The organism is Massilia sp. SYSU DXS3249 (assembly GCF_053668055.1).
On sequence record NZ_JBSIPX010000003.1, the window covers coordinates 345,619 to 362,695 of the forward strand.

Consider the following 17,077-nt stretch of genomic DNA (forward strand, 5'->3'; position numbering starts at 1 on the left):
CACCCCGAAAAAATGATTGCCCGTATTATAGCCAAGCGGGCAATGAAAACGAATTACTTCAGATCTTTCCAGTACGAGGCGTTCAAACGCCAGGCCAGGAATGCAAATATCGACAGGAAAATCAACACGATAGCACCGAGCTTCTTGCGGGTTCCTTGCGCTGGCTCAGCCATCCAGCTCAGGTAGGCAACCAGGTCGGCGGTCGCGGTGTCGAACTCGGTGGCCGTCATGGTGCCCGGCGCCACCTGCTCGAAACCGGCGAACTTGTGGATGGTCTTGCTGGCGTCGTGCGGGTCCGGCGCGTCGACCATTTTGACGGTGCGCACGCCTTGCAGTTGCCACATCGCGTGCGGCATCGCCACGTTCGGCACCACCATGTTGTTCCAGCCGGTCGGACGCTCATCGTCCTTGTAGAAGGTGCGCAGGTAGGTGTACAGGTAGTCGGCGCCCGATCCGGCCGGCGACGATTTTGCACGTGCGATCACCGACAGGTCTGGCGGCACCGCGCCGAACCACGCCTTGGCGTCGGCCGGGCGCAGGGCCGTCGTCATCATTTCGCCGACCTTGTCTGCCGAGAACAGCAGGTTGGTCTTGATCTGCTCGTCCGTGAGGCCGAGGTCGCGCAGGCGATTGTAGCGCATCGACGATGCCGAATGGCAGTTCAGGCAATAGTTGACGAACAGCTTGGCGCCGTTTTGCAGCGACACCATGTCGCTGCGTTCCGGTGCGCGGTCGAGCGGGAAAGTGCCTTCGGCCGCGAATGCCAGTCCCGGCACCAGCGCCAGGACCGCGATCAGTTTCTTCGTAAAGTTCATGGTTGTCCTTAAGCTCGGTCCTGGGGATCAATGCGGATGGAAGGTCACGCGCGTCGGGACCGGCTTGAAGCGGCCCGCCGTGCTCCACCATGGCATCAGGAGGAAGAAGCTGAAGTACAACAGCGTGCACACCTGCGAAATGATGGTGAACGCCGGCGTCGGCAGCTGGGTGCCGAGGTAGCCCAGGGCCAGGAAGGTCAGGCCGAACAGGGCCAGGACCCACTTGTGCCAGTTCGGGCGGTAGCGGATCGAGCGTGCCGGCGAGTGGTCGAGCCACGGCAGGAAGCCGATGATCACCACGGACGAGCCGAACAGCACCACGCCCCAGAATTTGGCCTCCAGCACCTGCGGCAGCATGCCGATGATCAGCACCAGCGCGACGGCCGCAATCACCACCTTGGCCTTGAACGACAGGCGCGACTTCATCCAGATGAAAACGACATACAGCGCGATCGCCGCCATCAGCACGTACATGAAGTCGGCCGTGGTAGCGCGCAGCACCGAATAGAAGGGCGTGAAGTACCAGGTCGGCGCGATGTGGTTCGGCGTCTTCATCGAATCGGCCGGGATGAAGTTGTTGTACTCGAGGAAGTAGCCGCCCATCTCAGGCGCGAAGAACACGACCGCCGAGAAAATCAGCAGGAACATCGACACGCCGAACAAATCCTTGGTCGTGTAGTACGGGTGCGACGGGATTGCATCGACCGGATGGCCATCGGCGCCGATGGTGGCTTTGACTTCGATGCCGTCCGGGTTGTTCGAGCCGACTTCGTGCAGCGCGATCAGGTGCGCCGCGACCAGGCCCAGCAGCACCAGCGGCAGGGCGATGACGTGGAAGGCGAAGAAGCGGTTCAGGGTCGCATCCGACACCACGTAGTCGCCGCGGATCCACAGCGACAGGTCAGGGCCGATCACGGGGATGGCGCCGAACAGGTTGACGATCACCTGCGCGCCCCAGTACGACATTTGGCCCCATGGCAGCAGGTAGCCGAAGAAGGCTTCGGCCATCAGGCACAGGAAGATCGCGAAACCGAAGAGCCAGATCAATTCGCGCGGCTTGCGGTAGGAACCGTACAGCAGGGCGCGGGTCATATGCAGGTAGACCACGATGAAGAAGGCCGAGGCGCCGGTCGAGTGCATGTAGCGCACCAGCCAGCCCCAGGGCACTTCACGCATGATGTATTCGACGCTGCCGAAGGCCAGGTTGGCGTCCGGTTTGTAGTGCATCGTCAGGAAAATGCCGGTCACGATCTGCAGCACCAGGATCAGCATCGCGAGCGAGCCGAACAGGTACCAGATGTTGAAGTTTTTCGGGGCGTAGTACTTGCCCCATTGGTCGTTCCAGAGTTTCGACAGCGGGAAGCGGTCGTCGACCCAGGCCAGGGCCTTGTGGCCGGCCGGTGCGTTGTCCGGCAGCTTGGTTTCCTTGAATGCGGCGCCCATGTTATGCCTCGCCTTTCTCGTCTTTGCCGATCACGATCTTGTTATCGGCGAGATACATGTACGGGGGAATATCCATGTTCGTCGGCGCCGGCTTGTTCTTGAACACACGGCCGGCCAGGTCGAAGGTCGAACCATGGCAAGGGCACAGGAAGCCGCCATGCCAGTCGTCCGGCAGGTTCGGCTGCGGGCCTTCAGTCAGGCGCGAGGAGGGCGAGCAGCCCAGGTGCGAGCAGATACCCACGGTGACGAGCACTTCCTTGTGCTCGGGCCGGGCGCGGAATTCGTTCTTCGCGTATTCCGGCATGTCGAGCTGGAAGACTTTTTCGGAGTTCGGGTCGGCAACGAGTGCGTCGTTCTTCGGCAGGCTGGCCAGCATTTCCGGCGTGCGGCGCAGGATCCACACCGGCTTGCCGCGCCACTCGACCACCTTCATTTCACCCGGCTTGACGTCGGAGATATCCACTTCGACCGGAGCGCCGGCAGCCTTGGCCCGCTCGGACGGTTGGAACGTACTGACCAGCGCACCTGCCGTGGCCACACCGACGACGCCGCCCGCCGCACATGTCGCGACGAGGAGGCCACGCCGGCCTGAATCGACCTGCTTTTCGTTACTCATACCAACCCCACTCCGTGAAATTACGAATCTTGAGAATCAATGAAGAGCTTGCAGCAACACAAAATTATATGTGAATGGCAATCTTTATTGGAGAAAAAATGTTGAGCGTGCATTAACTGTGGCATGGGCGTCCCGCGCACCCGCCTTCCGAGCCGCCGAAAGCGTGTCCGGAGCAGGGTGTGCCTGTCATGCAGCGGTGGCTGGCGTGGCGCCTGGCAGGCTGGCGGGAGGAGGGGCAAGCGGTCGTGCGAACACTCCCCAATGCTTGCGGTATCATCACATTAGCTATTTCAATAACTAGGGGATGCTATGGGAATGATGAATGAATTCAAGCAGTTCGCCATGCGCGGCAATGTGGTGGACCTCGCGGTCGGCGTGATCATCGGCAGCGCGTTCGGCCGCATCGTCGATTCCCTGGTGCAGGATATCGTCATGCCGCCGGTCGGCAGGCTGCTGGGCGGACTCGATTTCGCGAATTATTATATTCCCCTGAATGGTCAGTTAACCGGGCTGGCGCTGGCCGAGGCCAAAAAAGGCGGCGCGGTCATTGCGTACGGTAATTTTCTCACCATCCTCCTGAATTTCATCATCCTCGCCTTCATCATTTTCCAGATGGTGCGCCTGATGAACCGCATGCGCGAGCGCGTCCGGCCCGCCGACGAAGCCAAGGCGCCTGCCACTCCGGAAGACGTCGTGCTGCTGCGCGAAATCCGCGATGCATTGACGTTGAAAAAGTGACGTCGACAAACTGATGCATAAAAAGTGAAAGACGACGTCATCACTTCCCGTCCGGGCGCGGCGCGCCGCCTCTGGCTGCTGTTCGCCCAGACGGTCACCGTCGCGCTCGCCCTGTATTTCGTGGTGGCGGCGCTCAAGCCCGACTGGCTCGGACGTGCGCCGGTGCAGGTGCCGGTCGGCCCCGGCGCCGGCGCGGTACCCGTCTTGCAGGCACAGTCGGGGCCGCCGACGGCCAGCTACCGTGATGCCGCCGGGCGCGCAATGCCGGCGGTGGTCAACATCCTCACCAGCAAAGCCTCGCGCGAAACCCATCCGATCCTCAAGGATCCTTTCTTCCGCCGCTTCTTCGGCGACCGCCTGCCGCCCGAGGAGCAGCTCTCGAGCCTGGGTTCCGGCGTGATCGTCAGCAGCGAGGGCTACATCATCACGAATTTCCACGTGGTCGAAGGCGCCGACCAGATCGAGGTCGGCCTGGCCGATGGCCGCAAGGCGGCGGCGCGCATCGTCGGTACCGATCCGGAAACGGACCTGGCCGTGATCCGCATCGGCGAGCGCAACCTGCCCGTGATGGTGCTCGGCGAGCCCGACGACGCGCGGGTCGGCGATGTCGTCCTGGCGATCGGCAACCCGTTCGGCGTCGGCCAGACCGTGACGATGGGCATTATCTCGGCCGTGGGCCGCAACAACCTGCACATCAACCACTTCGAGAATTTTATCCAGACCGATGCCGCGATCAACTTCGGCAACTCGGGCGGCGCGCTGGTCGACATCCACGGCAACCTTCTCGGCATCAATTCGGCAATCTATTCCCAGACCGGCGGCTCGATCGGCATCGGCTTCGCCATTCCCGTCTCGACCGCGCGCACTGTGCTTGAATCGATCATCAAGCACGGCCAGGTCGTGCGCGGCTGGATCGGGATCGAGTCGCAGGACATCACGCCCGAACTGGCTGACAGCTTCGGCCTTGCGCGCAAGAGCGGCGCCATCATCGCCGGCGTCGTGCGCAATGGCCCGGCCGACCGCGCCGGCGTGCGTCCCGGCGACATCCTGCTCGCGGTCGAGGGCAAGGCGGTGACGAGCACCGGCGACATGCTCAACCTTATCGCCCAGCTGGCGCCCGGCGCCAAGGCCAAACTCAAACTGATGCGCCAGAACCGCGAATCGACGGTCGATGTCACCGTTGGCAAGCGGCCGCGCGCGAAACCATAACCACTCCGGACCCTCCATGCACCTGCGTGACCTGACGCAATTCCTTTCCGAACTGAGCGAAAACAATACCCGTCCCTGGTTCATCATGAACAAACCGCGCTACGACATCCTGCGCGAAGAGTTCCTCGTCGTCGTTACCGAGTTGATCCGCGAATTGTCCCGTTTCGACAAGCAAGTCGCCGCCGTCGACCCAAAGAAGGCGATGTTCCGCATCAACCGCGACATCCGTTTCTCGAACGACAAGACGCCCTATAAAACACGTTTTTCAGCCGGCATCACGCCCAACAACAAGCGCCGCCCGAGCGAAGGCGGCGGCTCGACCTATTACTTCCAGATCGACGGCAACGGCACCCTGGGCATCGGCGCCGGCGAATACCTGCCGCCAAGCGCGCGCCTGAAAGCGATCCGCGAACATGTGGTCAACGATGCGACAGGTTTCGCAAAAATGTTAAAGAATAAACACCTGCGCGCGACCTACGGCGACCTGCTGGACGAAGACAAACTGCAGCGTCCGCCCAAGGGTTTCGACCCTGCGCACCCGCACATCGAACACATCAAGCTGAAAAGCTTTTTCGTGTGGACCGAATTGCCGCTGAGGGTGAACGATCCGGACGAGCTGGTGCCGCGGCTGGCGCGCGGATTCGAGGACGCGTACGCGCTGGTCACCTGGCTGCGCGGCGTGCCCCACACCAACGAAGAGTAGATAACGGCAAAAGGAGGCGACATGGCCTTGCAACACGCAGCATCGGGCGAACGGATCGCCTTGCACCGGGGCGAAGACGACATCGCGAATTTCACGTCGATCGCCCTGGCGAAGACCGAGCACATGGAACTGATCCGGCTGGTCGTGACCAAGGACAAGCCGATGCCCGAGCACCGGGTCGAGGGAGAGGTCACGCTCTTGTGCCTGGAAGGCGAGATCGCCTTCGACGCCCACGGCCGCACCGTCGTGCTGCGTCCGAACGAGATGGTCTACCTGGCCGGCGGCGAGCCGCATGCAATCCGCGCCAACCAGGACGCGGTGGCGCTCATGACGATTTTATTGGGGCCGGTGCGGACCGGCGGGCCGACCAATGCGGCACGCGGGCAGGGTAGTTAATACATTTTCTGTAGGGTGGACGGGTCTCCCGTCCACGCGTGCACGGAACCCGAGTGTGTCGTTGCAATTCCCAAATACGCGAAGGCGAATGAATGCATGCGTCGCAGTGATGCAAGCACTGTTTGAACGCGTGGACGGCGGAACCCGTCCACCCTACGAATACCTACGCCAGCTCATTGCGCGGATCGCGCGCCAATAACTGTTTCGCCATCTCGGCCGCATCGTAGCCGTCGAACAACACCGCGGCCACTGCATCGGTGATCGGCATCTCCACGCCCAGCTTGGCCGCCAGGTCGCGCACCGCCTTCGAGCAGGGCACGCCTTCGGCCACGTGACCCAGTTCGGCCACGATGGTGTCGAGCGGCTTGCCCTGTGCCAGCGCCAGGCCGACGCGGCGGTTGCGCGAGAGGTCGCCGGTGCAGGTCAGGATCAGGTCGCCCATGCCCGTCAGCCCCATGAAGGTGCTGGCGCGTCCGCCCAGCGCGGTGCCGAGGCGGGTGATTTCGGCCAGGCCGCGCGTGATCAGGGCTGCGCGCGCATTCAGGCCGAGGCCCAGGCCGTCGGCGGTGCCGGTGGCGATCGCCAGCACGTTTTTCACGGCGCCGCCCACTTCCACGCCGACCAGGTCGTCACAGGCATAGACACGCAGGTTGCCGCCGTGGACCGCGGCCACGACCTGGTCGCGCAGGGCGACGGAGTCGGAGGCGACGGTGAGCGCGCACGGTAAACCGCGCGCCACTTCCTGCGCGAACGAGGGCCCCGACAGCGCGGCGCCCGGCACCGCATCGCCCAGCACGTCGCGCACCACCTGGTGCGGCAGCAGGCCGGTGCCGTATTCAAAACCTTTGCAGAGCCACACCACATTCGGAATCGCCCGGCCCTTCAGTTGCTCGAGCAGGGGGCGCAGCCCGGCCACCGGGCAGGCCGCGATCAGGAGCGCGCCTGCGCCGGCGCCCTCGACATGGGTGAGCGCTGCCTCGAAGTCGGCCGTGACGCGCAGGGCGTCGGGCAGCGGCTGGCCAGGCAGGTAAGTCGTGTTTTCACGCGCCGCCTCGGTGGCGGCCATCTGGGCCGGATTGCGTCCCCACAGCAAAACGTCGTTGCGTGCGGCGATGGCGATGGCGACGGCGGTGCCCCAGGCGCCCGCGCCCAGGACGGTAATCTTGTTCATGTTGGTCAGTTCTTGCATGGTGTCGATTCAGATGCCCCAGATTTCCGAGGCGCGGACAAAGCCGCCTATTCCATCCTGGTGCCGGACCCGGACCCATTCGCCCGCCTGCGGGTCGACCAGTTCCAGCAGCACGCCCTTGTCGGCGGTCATCAGGAGGGCGGCGTTGTCGTCGGCGGCGGCGCGGATGCGCGCCTGCGGCGCCTTGACCACGATGGTGCGGCGTGCCGACAGTCCCTTCGCTTCGGTCCAGGCCATGTCGCCGTCGATGTCGCGCACCTTGACCCAGGCGCCATAGCGGGAAACGATCTCGACAGGCATGCCGGGCGGCGCAATGTAACGCCGGACGCTTTTCAGCGAGGGCGCATCGTACAGCGCCACCGAGTTCGGGCCGACCGAACGGAAATCGAAGGCACTGGCGGAACCGCAAGCGAGCACCAGCAGCATGGCGGCGAGCGTGTTGGCAAGGAGGCGGAATGAGTTCATGGCGGGCTTTCCGGATTCGGTGACACCAGACGCCAGGAAGGAAAGAATCGAGGGAAAACGGGAGGAATACGAATGACCAATGCCGGCCCCGGAGGGCGCGGCACTGGTAATGGGCAGCATGATTGCTGGCCTATGCGATGCTTAGTTTGCCGGTGCTGCGGCAGCGGCTTCAGCCATTGCCTGGCGGCGCTGCTGGTAGAACACTTCGAAGTTGATCTCGGCCAGGTGCACTGGCGGGAAGCCGGCACGGGTGATCACGTCGGCGATGTTGCTGCGCAGGTAAGGATAAACGATGTTCGGGCAACCGATGCCCAGCAGCGGATCCATCTGGTCGGCAGGGATGTTGCGGGCTTCGAAGATGCCGCCTTGCTTGCCTTCGACCAGGAAAGCGACCTTGTCCTTGACCTTGGCGGTCACGGTGATCGTCACGGTCGACTCGTAGATGCCATCGGCGATCGCTTCGGCGCCGACGTCCAGCGAGACTTCGATCGTCGGGGCTTCCTGTTCGAGGAAGATGGCCGGGGAATTCGGCTGTTCCAGCGACATGTCTTTCAGGTAGACGCGTTGGATTTGGAATACTGGTTGCAGGTTTTCGTCAGACATGGAACGCTTTCGTTGTGTAGTAAAAGGGACGGCAAAGCGCCGCCCCCGATGGGCTTGGAGTCAAACGCAACGGCAATTGTATCAAAATCAATTTGGATGCAATAGCGGTTTGACCTCGGCCTTTGAAGGCAGTTCGGCAGGGTGAGGCAAGCCAGGCGGGTGAGGCGGGCCGTGCGGCCCGCGTCCGGGCTTATTCGCCCTTGAGCAGCGGGTCGAGGCGACCGGCCTGGTCCAGCGCGTACAGGTCGTCGAAGCCGCCGACGTGGGTCTCGCCCACGTAGATCTGCGGCACGGTGCGGCGGCCGGTCTTTTGCATCATGATCTGGCGCTGTTCCGGGTCGAGGTCGACGCGGATGCGTTCGATGTCGGTCACGCCTTTCGCTTCGAGCAGGCGCTCGGCGCGCACGCAGTAGGGGCAGGCGGCGGTATGGTAAAGCACAACATGGGCAGTCATCGTTCTTCCTTCCTGTCTTGATTTACTTGGTCACCGGCAAACCGGCAGCGGTCCAGGCCGTCATGCCGCCGTCCAGGCTGAGCGCGTCTTCGAAGCCGGCAGCCTTGAGCTGGCGCACGGCCTTGTCCGAGCGGGTACCGGCCTGGCACACGACGACGATAGTGCGGCCTTTCGACTTTTCCAGTTCGCCGATCCGATTGCCGAAGTCTGCCAGCGGAATGTTTTTCGCGTCGCGCACATGACCAGCGGCAAACTCGTCGGCGCTGCGCACATCGATCAGCGTGGTCTTGCCGCGGTTGATGAGCTGCGTTACCTGCAGCGGCGTCGCACGGCGGCCCTTTGGCGCGAGGGCTGGCCACAGCAGTGCACCACCGGAAACAGCGGCAAGTGCGACGAAGAGGATATTATCGAGGATGAATTTCACAAGGCTTCCAATGGTTGAACGCAATCCGCGCATTATAAAATAGAAGCCGGACAGGAATATTTTTTGGGACCGCAAGGCTTCGCCCCAGGCGCAAGACGCCGGCGCGACGAGCCGCTTGCACGTCCCCCGCAGGTTTTTTTTAAATCGAAGAAGAGCTTATGTACAAAATCGTATTCATGCGCCACGGCGAATCCACCTGGAACCTGGCCAACCGCTTCACCGGCTGGGTCGATGTCGACCTGACCGAAAAAGGCGCCAACGAAGCCCGTACCGCCGGCCGCGTCCTGCGCGAAGCCGGTTTCGCCTTCGACCTGGCCTACACCTCGGTACTGAAGCGCGCGATCCGCACGCTGTGGCTGGCGCTCGACGAAATGGACCAGATGTACCTGCCGATCAAGAACGACTGGCGCCTGAACGAGCGCCACTACGGCGCCCTGCAGGGCCTGGACAAGGCCGAGACCGCTGCGAAGTATGGGGACGAGCAGGTGCTGGTCTGGCGCCGCAGCTACGACACGCCGCCGCCGGCGCTCGACGAATCCGACGAACGCGCCTCGTTCAAGGATCCGCGCTACGCCGGCCTGCCGAAAGCGAGCATTCCGCTGACCGAATGTTTAAAGGATACGGTGGCGCGCGTGATGCCGGCCTGGGAAGAAGAAATCGCCCCCGCCATTCGCGCCGGCAAGCAGATCCTGATCTCGGCCCACGGCAACAGCCTGCGCGCCCTGATCAAGATGCTCGACAACATCAGCGACGAAGACATCGTCAGCCTGAACATCCCGAACGGCCAGCCGCTCGTCTACGAACTCGACGAAAACCTGAAGCCGATCCGCCATTACTACCTGGGCGACCAGGACGCGATCGCCGCCGCCGTGGCCGCCGTCGCGAACCAAGGGAAGGCGAAGTAAGTCTTGCGTGTCTCAAACAAGAAGTTAGCCGGCAGCGCACTGGTGTGCGCCCTGGTGTTGAGCCTGGCTGCGCCCCTTGCGGACGCGGCCGGGGCCGCTGCCAAGCCGACCGAGCGCAGCCGCCAGAAGGCGGCTGCCGAAGCCAAGCGCGCCGGCATCCAGCAAAAGCTGACCGCGCTCAAGAAAGAGATCCGCGCCACCGAAAGCGAAAAGGAAGACGTCGCCGACACGCTGGCCGAATCGGAAGAAGCCATCTCGAATGCCAACCGTGCCCTGCGCGACCTGGCCCAGGAGCAGCAGGACACGAATCTGCGCCTGCAGGACCTCGGCACCGAGCAGGAACGGCTCGCCCTGACAATTGTTCGTCAGAAAAAACAATTGTCGGCTTTGCTGCGCGAGCACTATGTGGCCGGCAACGAAGACCGGATCAAACTGCTGCTCTCGGGCGACAACCCGAACCGCATCAACCGCGACCTGCAGATGATGGCCTACGTGTCGCAGGCCCAGGCAAAACTGCTGGCCTCGCTGAATGCGAACCTGGCGCAGGTCGAGGAAAACCGGGCGAAGGTCGAGAACGCCAAGGTCGAGCTCGAGGAAATCGCCGAGGAGCAGCGCGACCAGAAAGTCGTGCTGGAGAAGGAAAAGCTGCGCCGTGCCGCCTTGCTGAACGAACTGTCGAGCAAGCTGGTCAGCCAACGCAAGCAGGTCGACAGCCTGCAGCGCGACGAACAGCGCATGAGCGGCCTGGTCGACCGCCTGACGCGCCTGATCCGCGAACAGGCCGAAGCCGAACGCAAGCGCCAGGAAGCACTGGCCGCGGCGCGCGCCAAGGCCGCAGCCGAAGAAAAGGCGCGCCGCGAAGCGCGCGCCGCCGCGAAAGCCGAACGCGACCGCCTGGCGCGCGAAGCCGCGAAAGCGGGCAAGCCGCCGCCGAAGCCGCTGCCGGAAGAACCGCGCGTGGCCGAGACGCCAAAGCCGGTGGAAGAAGAACGCACGCCCGATATCTCGCTGGCCCCGGCCGCGCCGAAAGGCGCCTTTGCCGCCATGCGCGGGCGTTTGAGCAGCCCGGTCAGCGGCACGATTGCCGCGCGCTTCGGCGCCAAGCGCGGCGGCGACGGTCCGAGCTGGAAAGGCATGTTCATCAAGGCGCCGGAAGGCACCGAGGTGCGTGCGGTGGCGCTCGGCCGGGTGGTGCACTCGGGCTGGATGCGGGGCTTCGGCAACCTCATCATCATCGACCACGGCGGCGACTATTTGTCGATCTACGCCAACAACCAGACCTTGCTGAAACGCCTCGGCGATGCAGTGCGTGCCGGCGAGCCGATTGCCAGTGCGGGCAACACCGGCGGTAACGAGGAATCAGGTCTATACTTCGAACTCAGGCATCTCGGTAAAGCCTTCGACCCGGCGAGCTGGGTCAAATTCTAAGGACGGCGAGCGATGGGCAACAAAGTGAAAAGCATGGGACTGGTCGGCCTGGGCGTGGTGGCCGGCGTGGCGCTGACGGTGCAGGTCTCGGCCTGGGCGCAGAAAGGGGAGGGCAGCCCGCTGCCGCTCGACGAACTGCGCCAGCTGGCCGATGTCTATGGCCTCATCAAGAGCGATTACGTGGTGCCGGTCGAGGACAAGAAACTCTTGTCCGAAGCCATCAGCGGCATGGTCGCCTCGCTCGACCCGCACTCGGTCTACCTCGACCAGAAGGCCTACCGCGAGATGCGCGAAAGCGTGGCCGGTAAATTCGTCGGCGTCGGCATCGAGGTCGCCGCCGAAGATGGTTACGTGAAAATCGTCTCGCCGATCGAGGATTCGCCGGCCTACCGCGCCGGCATCAAGGCGGGAGATTTGATTACCCGCATCGACAACGTCCCGGTCAAGGGCCTGTCGCTCGACGACGCCGTCAAGAAAATGCGCGGCAAGCCAGGCAGCAAGGTGACGCTCACGATCGCCCGCCGCGGCGAGGACCGCCCCTGGGTGGTGCCCGTCATGCGCGAAGAAATCCGCGTGCTGAGCGTCAAGGCCAAGATGGTCGAGCCCGGCTACGCCTGGGTGCGCATCAGCCAGTTCCAGGAAGCCACGCTGGAGGAGCTGGCGAATAAAACCGCCGCCCTGTACGCAGACAACCCGAACATCAAGGGCCTCGTGCTCGACTTGCGCAACGACCCGGGCGGCCTGCTGCCGGGCGCCGTCGGCGTCTCGAGCGCCTTCCTGCCGAAGGAAGAGCTGATTGTCTCGACCAAGGGCCAGTTGCCCGGCTCGAACGAGAATTACTATGGCCGCCGCGAGTTCTACGCGCCGCGCGGCGCCGATCCGCTGGCGAAGCTGCCGGCGGCCCTGAAAACCGTGCCGATGGTGGTGCTGGTCAACGGCGGCTCGGCTTCGGCCTCGGAAATCGTCGCCGGCGCCTTGCAGGACTACAAGCGCGCCATCGTGATGGGCAGCCAGACCTTCGGCAAGGGCTCGGTGCAGACCCTGCGCCCGCTGTCCGCCGACACCGCGATCAAGCTGACCACGGCGCGCTACTACACGCCGAAAGGACGGCCGATCCAGGCCAGCGGCATCGTGCCCGACATGCTGGTGGACGAAACGCTCGAGGGAGATGGCCTGAACGCCCTGCGCGTGCGCGAAGTCGACCTGCAGCGCCACCTCTCCGGCGAAAGCGAAAAGCCGGGTGCCGCCAAGGAGGCGCGTGACACCGCCGAGCAGCGCCAGCGCGCCCTGGCCCTGCTGAAGAACCGCCAGCCGCTCGAGCTGGGCGGCAAGGACGACTTCCAGCTGGCCCAGGCCCTGAACCACTTCAAGGGCTTGCCGGTCCAACTGGCCAAGGCCGATGCGGCCGAGGTCGAGACCGCGCCGAAGCAGCTGCCCGGCGCCGAAACGAAACCGCCGGAACTGAAGGGTTCGAAGAAGTAAGGTAGGGGTCGCCGAGGCCAGTGGCCTCGGCGACAGTTTCACCGGACGGCTCGGCCCCAGCGCATGAAAACCCGCGACGGGTGCGCCGTCCACGCGTTCCACTCCCGCCAGCACCGTCGCGAGGTTTCATCAGCCGCTTGAACGCGCGGACGGCGTCGCCGCCGCATGTATGCCCCTGTGCCGGTTGGAGCCGTCCACCCTACGTCCCATTTCCCATGAACGACAACCAATTGCTGCGCTACTCGCGCCACATCCTGCTCGACGAGATCGGCATCGAAGGCCAGGCACGCCTGCTGGCCTCGCATGCGCTCCTCATCGGCGCGGGCGGCCTCGGTTCGCCGGCGGCCCTGTACCTGGCGGCAAGCGGCGTCGGCCGCATCACCCTGGTCGACGACGACGAGGTCGACCTGACGAACCTGCAGCGCCAGGTGATGCACACGACCGAACGCATCGGCATGGCGAAGGTCGAGTCCGGCCGCACCGCCTTGCAGGCGATGAACCCGGACGTGATGGTGACCTGCCTGCGCGAACGCGCCGGCCCGGCGCGCCTGCTGGAACTGGTGCAAGGCGCCTCGGTCGTGCTCGACTGCAGCGATAACTTCGCCACCCGCCACGCCCTGAACCGCGCCTGCGTCGCCGCCGGGGTGCCGCTGGTGGCGGGCGCCGCGATCCGCTTCGATGGCCAATTATCCGTGTTCGACACGCGCCGTCCCGACTGTCCGTGCTATGCCTGCCTGTTCCCCGAGGACAGCGGTTTCGAGGATGCTGCCTGCAGTACGATGGGCGTGTTCGCACCCCTGGTCGGGATCGTCGGCGCCGCGCAGGCGGCCGAAGCGCTCAAGGTGCTGCTGGGCATCGGGGAGCCGCTGGCCGGCCGCCTGCTGCTGCTCGACGGCCGTGCCATGGAGTGGACCGCCGTCAAAATTGCGCGCAATCCCGCCTGCCCGGTATGCGCCGCGCATCCCGCGCACGGTTGAACTACGGCAGCTTTTATCTCTGCCTTACAATGTTGCACCCGCTGGTGGCCCGATGCCCCATTCGGCCTTATACTAAGTTCGTTCGTTTTCCCGATCCACCTACCCAAGATTGACTATGCAGATCGTTTCGCACCGTGCAGTTGGCCGGCGTTTCGCGCGCGGCTTCACCCTCGTTGAAATCATGGTTGTCGTGGTCATCATCGGCATCCTGGGCGCCCTCGTCGTGCCGAAATTGCTGGGCCGTACCGGCGAGTCGCGCGTCGTCGCCGCCAAGACGGATATCGCCACCCTGATGCAAGCCTTGAAACTGTACAAGCTGGACAACCAGCGCTACCCGACCACCGAGCAGGGCCTGCAGTCGCTGACGAGCAAGCCGACCTCCGGCCCGGCCGCCAACGGCTGGAAAGAAGGCGGCTACGTCGAGAAGCTGCCGAAGGATCCATGGGGTAACTCGTACCAGTACCTGTCGCCGGGCCTGCACGGCGAGATCGACGTCTTCTCGTACGGCGCCGACGGCCAGGCCGGCGGCGAGGGCGAAGACGCCGACGTCGGTTCCTGGCAGGGATAACAGCACATCATGGCTGCCGTCGCGGCGCCGCACCGGGCGGATTTTTCGGCCGCTCGCAGGGCTGCCGGTTTCACGCTGGTCGAGATCCTGGTCGTGATGGTCATCATCGGCATCACGCTCGGGATGGCGTCGCTCAACGCCATCCCCAGCCCGCGCCAGGACCTCGAGAACGAAGCCAAGCGCCTGACGCTGCTCCTGCAGCTGGCGCGCGACGAAGCCATCGTGCGCAACCGGCAAGTCGCGTTCGAAGCCACCCCCGAGCGCTACCGTTTCATGGTGCGCAACGATACCGGCTGGGTGCCGGTGACCCAGGACGATTTATTGCGCGAGCGGCCCTTCCGCAATGCGCCGGTGCGCCTGCTGCTCGACCCGCCGCAGCCGGGCGCCGGCGAATCGCTGCGCGTCACCTTCGGGCGCGAACCGGTGGATAAACCCTTCGTCCTGACCCTGGCCAGCGGCAACCACAGCGTCTCGGTGCGCGCCGACGGCGTCGGTCACTTCACGGTCGTCGAACCGGGCGAACAATAATGCTGCGCACACATCATTTTTCTCGGGGCTTTACCCTGCTCGAGGTGCTGGTGGCCCTCGTCATCGTCGGCACCGCGCTCGCGGCCGGCCTGCGCGCGGTCGGCAGCCTGGCCTCCAACAGCGACGGCTTGCGCGCCTCCATGATGGCGACCTGGTCGGCCGAGAACCGCCTCGTGCAGATTCGCCTGGGTAAGGAATTCCCCGAAGTGGGCAAGCGCAGCTACGCCTGCGGCCAGGGAGACTTGCGCCTGATGTGCCAGGAAGAAGTCCTGGTCAGCCCGAATCCGCAATTGCGCCGGGTCGAGGTATCCGTGTTCGACATGGACAACCCGAACCGCCGCATCCTGAAACTGATCCAACTCGTGCTGAGGCCGCGATGACAGCGCAACGCCGCCTGGCCCGGGGCTTTACCCTGGTGGAATTGCTGGTCGCGATCGGCATCCTGGCCATGGTCGCCGTGCTCGGCTGGCGCGGCCTGGACGGCATCGTGCGTGCCCGCGTCGCCCTGACCGAGCAGATGGAGATGACGCGCGGCCTGCAACTGACCTTTGCCCAGATGCAGAGCGACTGCGAGCACGCGGCCGATGCCACCCTGCTCGGACGCCGTCCCTACCTGCACCAGGACGACAACCGCCTGACCCTGATCCGCACCGTGCTCAACGAGCACGAGCCGGCGCGGCTGCAGGTGGTCGCCTACCGCCTGGTCAACGGCGAGCTGCTGCGGCGCGAGTCGGTCGCCACCCGCGACCTGCTCGAGCTCGATGCCCTGTGGCAGGCTTCCCTCAGCGACACCGACGCCACGCCACCAGTGCGCCTGCACGGCGGCGTCGATTCGATGGGCGTGCTCGTGTGGCAAAACAATGCCTGGCGCAAGCAGCCCGAGCCGGCAGCGCAGGGCATCGTCGGCACTACCGCCATCGCCGGGGTGCAGGTGGTGCTGGCCACGCGCGGCTATCCGCAGCCCCTGACCAAATCCTTCCTGTTGGGGAGTATCTGATGCGCCCCAACATGCAAGCTGTGCGGACCTGGCGCCAGCGCGGCGTCGCCGTGATCACCGCCTTGCTGCTGACCACGCTGGCGATCTCGATCGTCGCCAGCCTGTTCTGGCAGCAACAGGTCGAGGTGCGCTCGATGGAAAACCAGCGCCTGAACCTGCAGACGCGCTGGATCCTGCGCGGCGCGCTCGACTGGGCCACCCTGGCGCTGCGCCAGGACGCGTATACCAGCCAGTACACGTCCCTCGACCAGGTCTGGGCCATGCCGGTGGCCGAGACCCGGCTCGACCAGTACATCGAACGCGAGCGCATCGAGGGCGAAAGCTACGACGCCACCCTGTCGGGCAACATCGAGGACGCCACTGCGCGCTACAATCTGCGAAACTTGGAAATTGGAAACAGGATCAACAAGACGCACCTGGAGATTTTCCAGCGCCTGCTGACCAACCTGCGCATCAATCCCGCCCTCGCGCGCACCACGGCGAACCTGGTGGCGGCCAGCCAGCCGCAGCGCTATGGGGAAGGGGCGGTCGACCCGAACACGGGGGAAGAGGTCGGCGGCCAGGACAAGGATCCGACCGCGGGCGGCAATCCCGAAGGCGAGGGCGCCGGCGGTGCGGGCGGGGGCGGTTTCGGTGGGGCGGAGCGCGACGGAGATACTGCCGACGTCGATCCGGCCAATACCCTGCCGGTCGCGCGCGAAGGCCTTGGTACGCCGATCAAGTTCATGGAAGTCGACGATTTACTGGCCGTAAAAGGATTTACACCGGAAATGCTGGAGCGCGTGCGCCCCTTCGTGACCGTGCTGCCCGAACGCAGCGAAGTGAACGTGAACACGGCCTCGGCCGAAGTGCTGGCGGCGGTGATCCCGAATTATTCGCTGTCCGAAGCCAATGCGCTGCTGGCGCGGCGGCGTAATGTGCCTTGGCGCGACCTCGCCATGTTCCAGCGCGACCTCGGCGCCGGCCATCCGGTGGTAGACGGGACAGTGAACGTGAAGAGCAACTGGTTCCTCGTCAATAGCCGGATCCGGCTCGAGCGCGCGGCACTGAATGCGCAGGCCCTGGTCCAGCGCAGCGGCAACCCGCTGAACATGGGCAGCGGCGGCGTCAAGGTTGTGTGGGTTCGTCAAAACTAAA

The 17,077-nt window shown here is 64.5% G+C and carries 21 protein-coding genes; 13 read left to right on the forward strand and 8 right to left on the reverse strand.

Annotated features, from left to right (window positions below):
* Positions 1-53: 53 nt before the first annotated feature.
* From ACWCIA_RS05820 to petA, 3 genes are read right to left on the reverse strand one after another with little or no spacing between them, the layout of a single operon-like run.
* Complete coding sequence (locus ACWCIA_RS05820; RefSeq protein ID WP_454161644.1) at positions 54-815, reverse strand: cytochrome c1; 762 nt, start codon at positions 813-815, stop codon at positions 54-56.
* 27 nt (positions 816-842) lie between these two features.
* Positions 843-2,258 (reverse strand): cytochrome b, encoded by a 1,416-nt coding sequence (locus tag ACWCIA_RS05825; RefSeq protein WP_454161645.1) that lies wholly within the window; start codon positions 2,256-2,258, stop codon positions 843-845.
* Between the two features lies 1 nt (position 2,259).
* Positions 2,260-2,874 carry a ubiquinol-cytochrome c reductase iron-sulfur subunit gene (gene petA, locus ACWCIA_RS05830; RefSeq protein ID WP_454161646.1) on the reverse strand — a complete coding sequence of 205 codons (615 nt, stop codon included), beginning with the start codon at positions 2,872-2,874 and terminating at the stop codon, positions 2,260-2,262.
* Positions 2,875-3,183: 309 nt separating this feature from the next.
* Here petA and mscL point away from each other — a divergent pair, with 309 nt between their 5' ends.
* From mscL to ACWCIA_RS05850, 4 genes are read left to right on the forward strand one after another with little or no spacing between them, the layout of a single operon-like run.
* A complete protein-coding gene (gene mscL / locus ACWCIA_RS05835) occupies positions 3,184-3,612 on the forward strand; it encodes a large conductance mechanosensitive channel protein MscL (protein ID WP_454161647.1) in 429 nt (142 codons plus the stop codon).
* Positions 3,613-3,636: 24 nt separating this feature from the next.
* Positions 3,637-4,821, forward strand: a complete 1,185-nt coding sequence (locus ACWCIA_RS05840; RefSeq protein WP_454161648.1) for a Do family serine endopeptidase — start codon at positions 3,637-3,639, stop codon at positions 4,819-4,821.
* Positions 4,822-4,837: 16 nt separating this feature from the next.
* Positions 4,838-5,524: a DUF2461 domain-containing protein gene (locus tag ACWCIA_RS05845; protein WP_454161649.1), complete on the forward strand. Its 687-nt coding sequence runs from the start codon at positions 4,838-4,840 to the stop codon at positions 5,522-5,524.
* Between the two features lie 21 nt (positions 5,525-5,545).
* Positions 5,546-5,920, forward strand: coding sequence for a cupin domain-containing protein (locus tag ACWCIA_RS05850; protein ID WP_454161650.1), 375 nt, complete (start codon positions 5,546-5,548; stop codon positions 5,918-5,920).
* Positions 5,921-6,083: 163 nt separating this feature from the next.
* Here ACWCIA_RS05850 and ACWCIA_RS05855 read toward each other — a convergent pair whose 3' ends face one another.
* The 5 genes from ACWCIA_RS05855 to ACWCIA_RS05875 all read right to left on the reverse strand — a co-directional run bounded on the left by ACWCIA_RS05855 (position 6,084) and on the right by ACWCIA_RS05875 (position 9,055).
* A complete protein-coding gene (locus ACWCIA_RS05855; RefSeq protein WP_454161651.1) occupies positions 6,084-7,109 on the reverse strand; it encodes an NAD(P)H-dependent glycerol-3-phosphate dehydrogenase in 1,026 nt (341 codons plus the stop codon).
* A gap of 9 nt (positions 7,110-7,118) precedes the next feature.
* Complete coding sequence (locus ACWCIA_RS05860) at positions 7,119-7,574, reverse strand: SH3 domain-containing protein (RefSeq protein WP_454161652.1); 456 nt, start codon at positions 7,572-7,574, stop codon at positions 7,119-7,121.
* A gap of 141 nt (positions 7,575-7,715) precedes the next feature.
* Positions 7,716-8,177 carry a protein-export chaperone SecB gene (gene secB, locus ACWCIA_RS05865; RefSeq protein ID WP_136221540.1) on the reverse strand — a complete coding sequence of 154 codons (462 nt, stop codon included), beginning with the start codon at positions 8,175-8,177 and terminating at the stop codon, positions 7,716-7,718.
* A gap of 190 nt (positions 8,178-8,367) precedes the next feature.
* Complete coding sequence (gene grxC / locus ACWCIA_RS05870) at positions 8,368-8,631, reverse strand: glutaredoxin 3 (protein ID WP_454161653.1); 264 nt, start codon at positions 8,629-8,631, stop codon at positions 8,368-8,370.
* A gap of 22 nt (positions 8,632-8,653) precedes the next feature.
* Entirely contained in the window at positions 8,654-9,055 is a 402-nt protein-coding gene (locus ACWCIA_RS05875) for a rhodanese-like domain-containing protein (protein ID WP_454161654.1), read from the reverse strand.
* A gap of 158 nt (positions 9,056-9,213) precedes the next feature.
* Here ACWCIA_RS05875 and gpmA point away from each other — a divergent pair, with 158 nt between their 5' ends.
* The 9 genes from gpmA (at position 9,214) to gspK (ending at position 17,076) form a co-directional block, all read left to right on the forward strand.
* A complete protein-coding gene (gene gpmA / locus ACWCIA_RS05880) occupies positions 9,214-9,960 on the forward strand; it encodes a 2,3-diphosphoglycerate-dependent phosphoglycerate mutase (RefSeq protein ID WP_454161655.1) in 747 nt (248 codons plus the stop codon).
* A 3-nt stretch (positions 9,961-9,963) separates the two neighbouring features.
* A complete protein-coding gene (locus ACWCIA_RS05885; protein WP_454161656.1) occupies positions 9,964-11,388 on the forward strand; it encodes a murein hydrolase activator EnvC family protein in 1,425 nt (474 codons plus the stop codon).
* Between the two features lie 12 nt (positions 11,389-11,400).
* On the forward strand, positions 11,401-12,870 hold the full coding sequence (locus tag ACWCIA_RS05890; protein ID WP_454161657.1) for a S41 family peptidase: 1,470 nt from the start codon (positions 11,401-11,403) through the stop codon (positions 12,868-12,870).
* Between the two features lie 215 nt (positions 12,871-13,085).
* Positions 13,086-13,847 carry a HesA/MoeB/ThiF family protein gene (locus ACWCIA_RS05895; RefSeq protein WP_454161658.1) on the forward strand — a complete coding sequence of 254 codons (762 nt, stop codon included), beginning with the start codon at positions 13,086-13,088 and terminating at the stop codon, positions 13,845-13,847.
* Between the two features lie 115 nt (positions 13,848-13,962).
* Positions 13,963-14,415, forward strand: a complete 453-nt coding sequence (gene gspG, locus ACWCIA_RS05900) for a type II secretion system major pseudopilin GspG (protein ID WP_454161659.1) — start codon at positions 13,963-13,965, stop codon at positions 14,413-14,415.
* A 9-nt stretch (positions 14,416-14,424) separates the two neighbouring features.
* A complete protein-coding gene (locus tag ACWCIA_RS05905; protein ID WP_454161660.1) occupies positions 14,425-14,943 on the forward strand; it encodes a GspH/FimT family pseudopilin in 519 nt (172 codons plus the stop codon).
* Entirely contained in the window at positions 14,943-15,323 is a 381-nt protein-coding gene (gene gspI, locus ACWCIA_RS05910) for a type II secretion system minor pseudopilin GspI (RefSeq protein WP_454161661.1), read from the forward strand. The genes ACWCIA_RS05905 and gspI overlap by 1 nt, the downstream gene beginning before the upstream one ends.
* Positions 15,320-15,940, forward strand: coding sequence for a PulJ/GspJ family protein (locus ACWCIA_RS05915; RefSeq protein WP_454161662.1), 621 nt, complete (start codon positions 15,320-15,322; stop codon positions 15,938-15,940). Before gspI ends, ACWCIA_RS05915 begins: the two co-directional genes overlap by 4 nt.
* Positions 15,940-17,076: a type II secretion system minor pseudopilin GspK gene (gene gspK, locus ACWCIA_RS05920; RefSeq protein ID WP_454161663.1), complete on the forward strand. Its 1,137-nt coding sequence runs from the start codon at positions 15,940-15,942 to the stop codon at positions 17,074-17,076. Before ACWCIA_RS05915 ends, gspK begins: the two co-directional genes overlap by 1 nt.
* Position 17,077 lies beyond the last annotated feature (1 nt).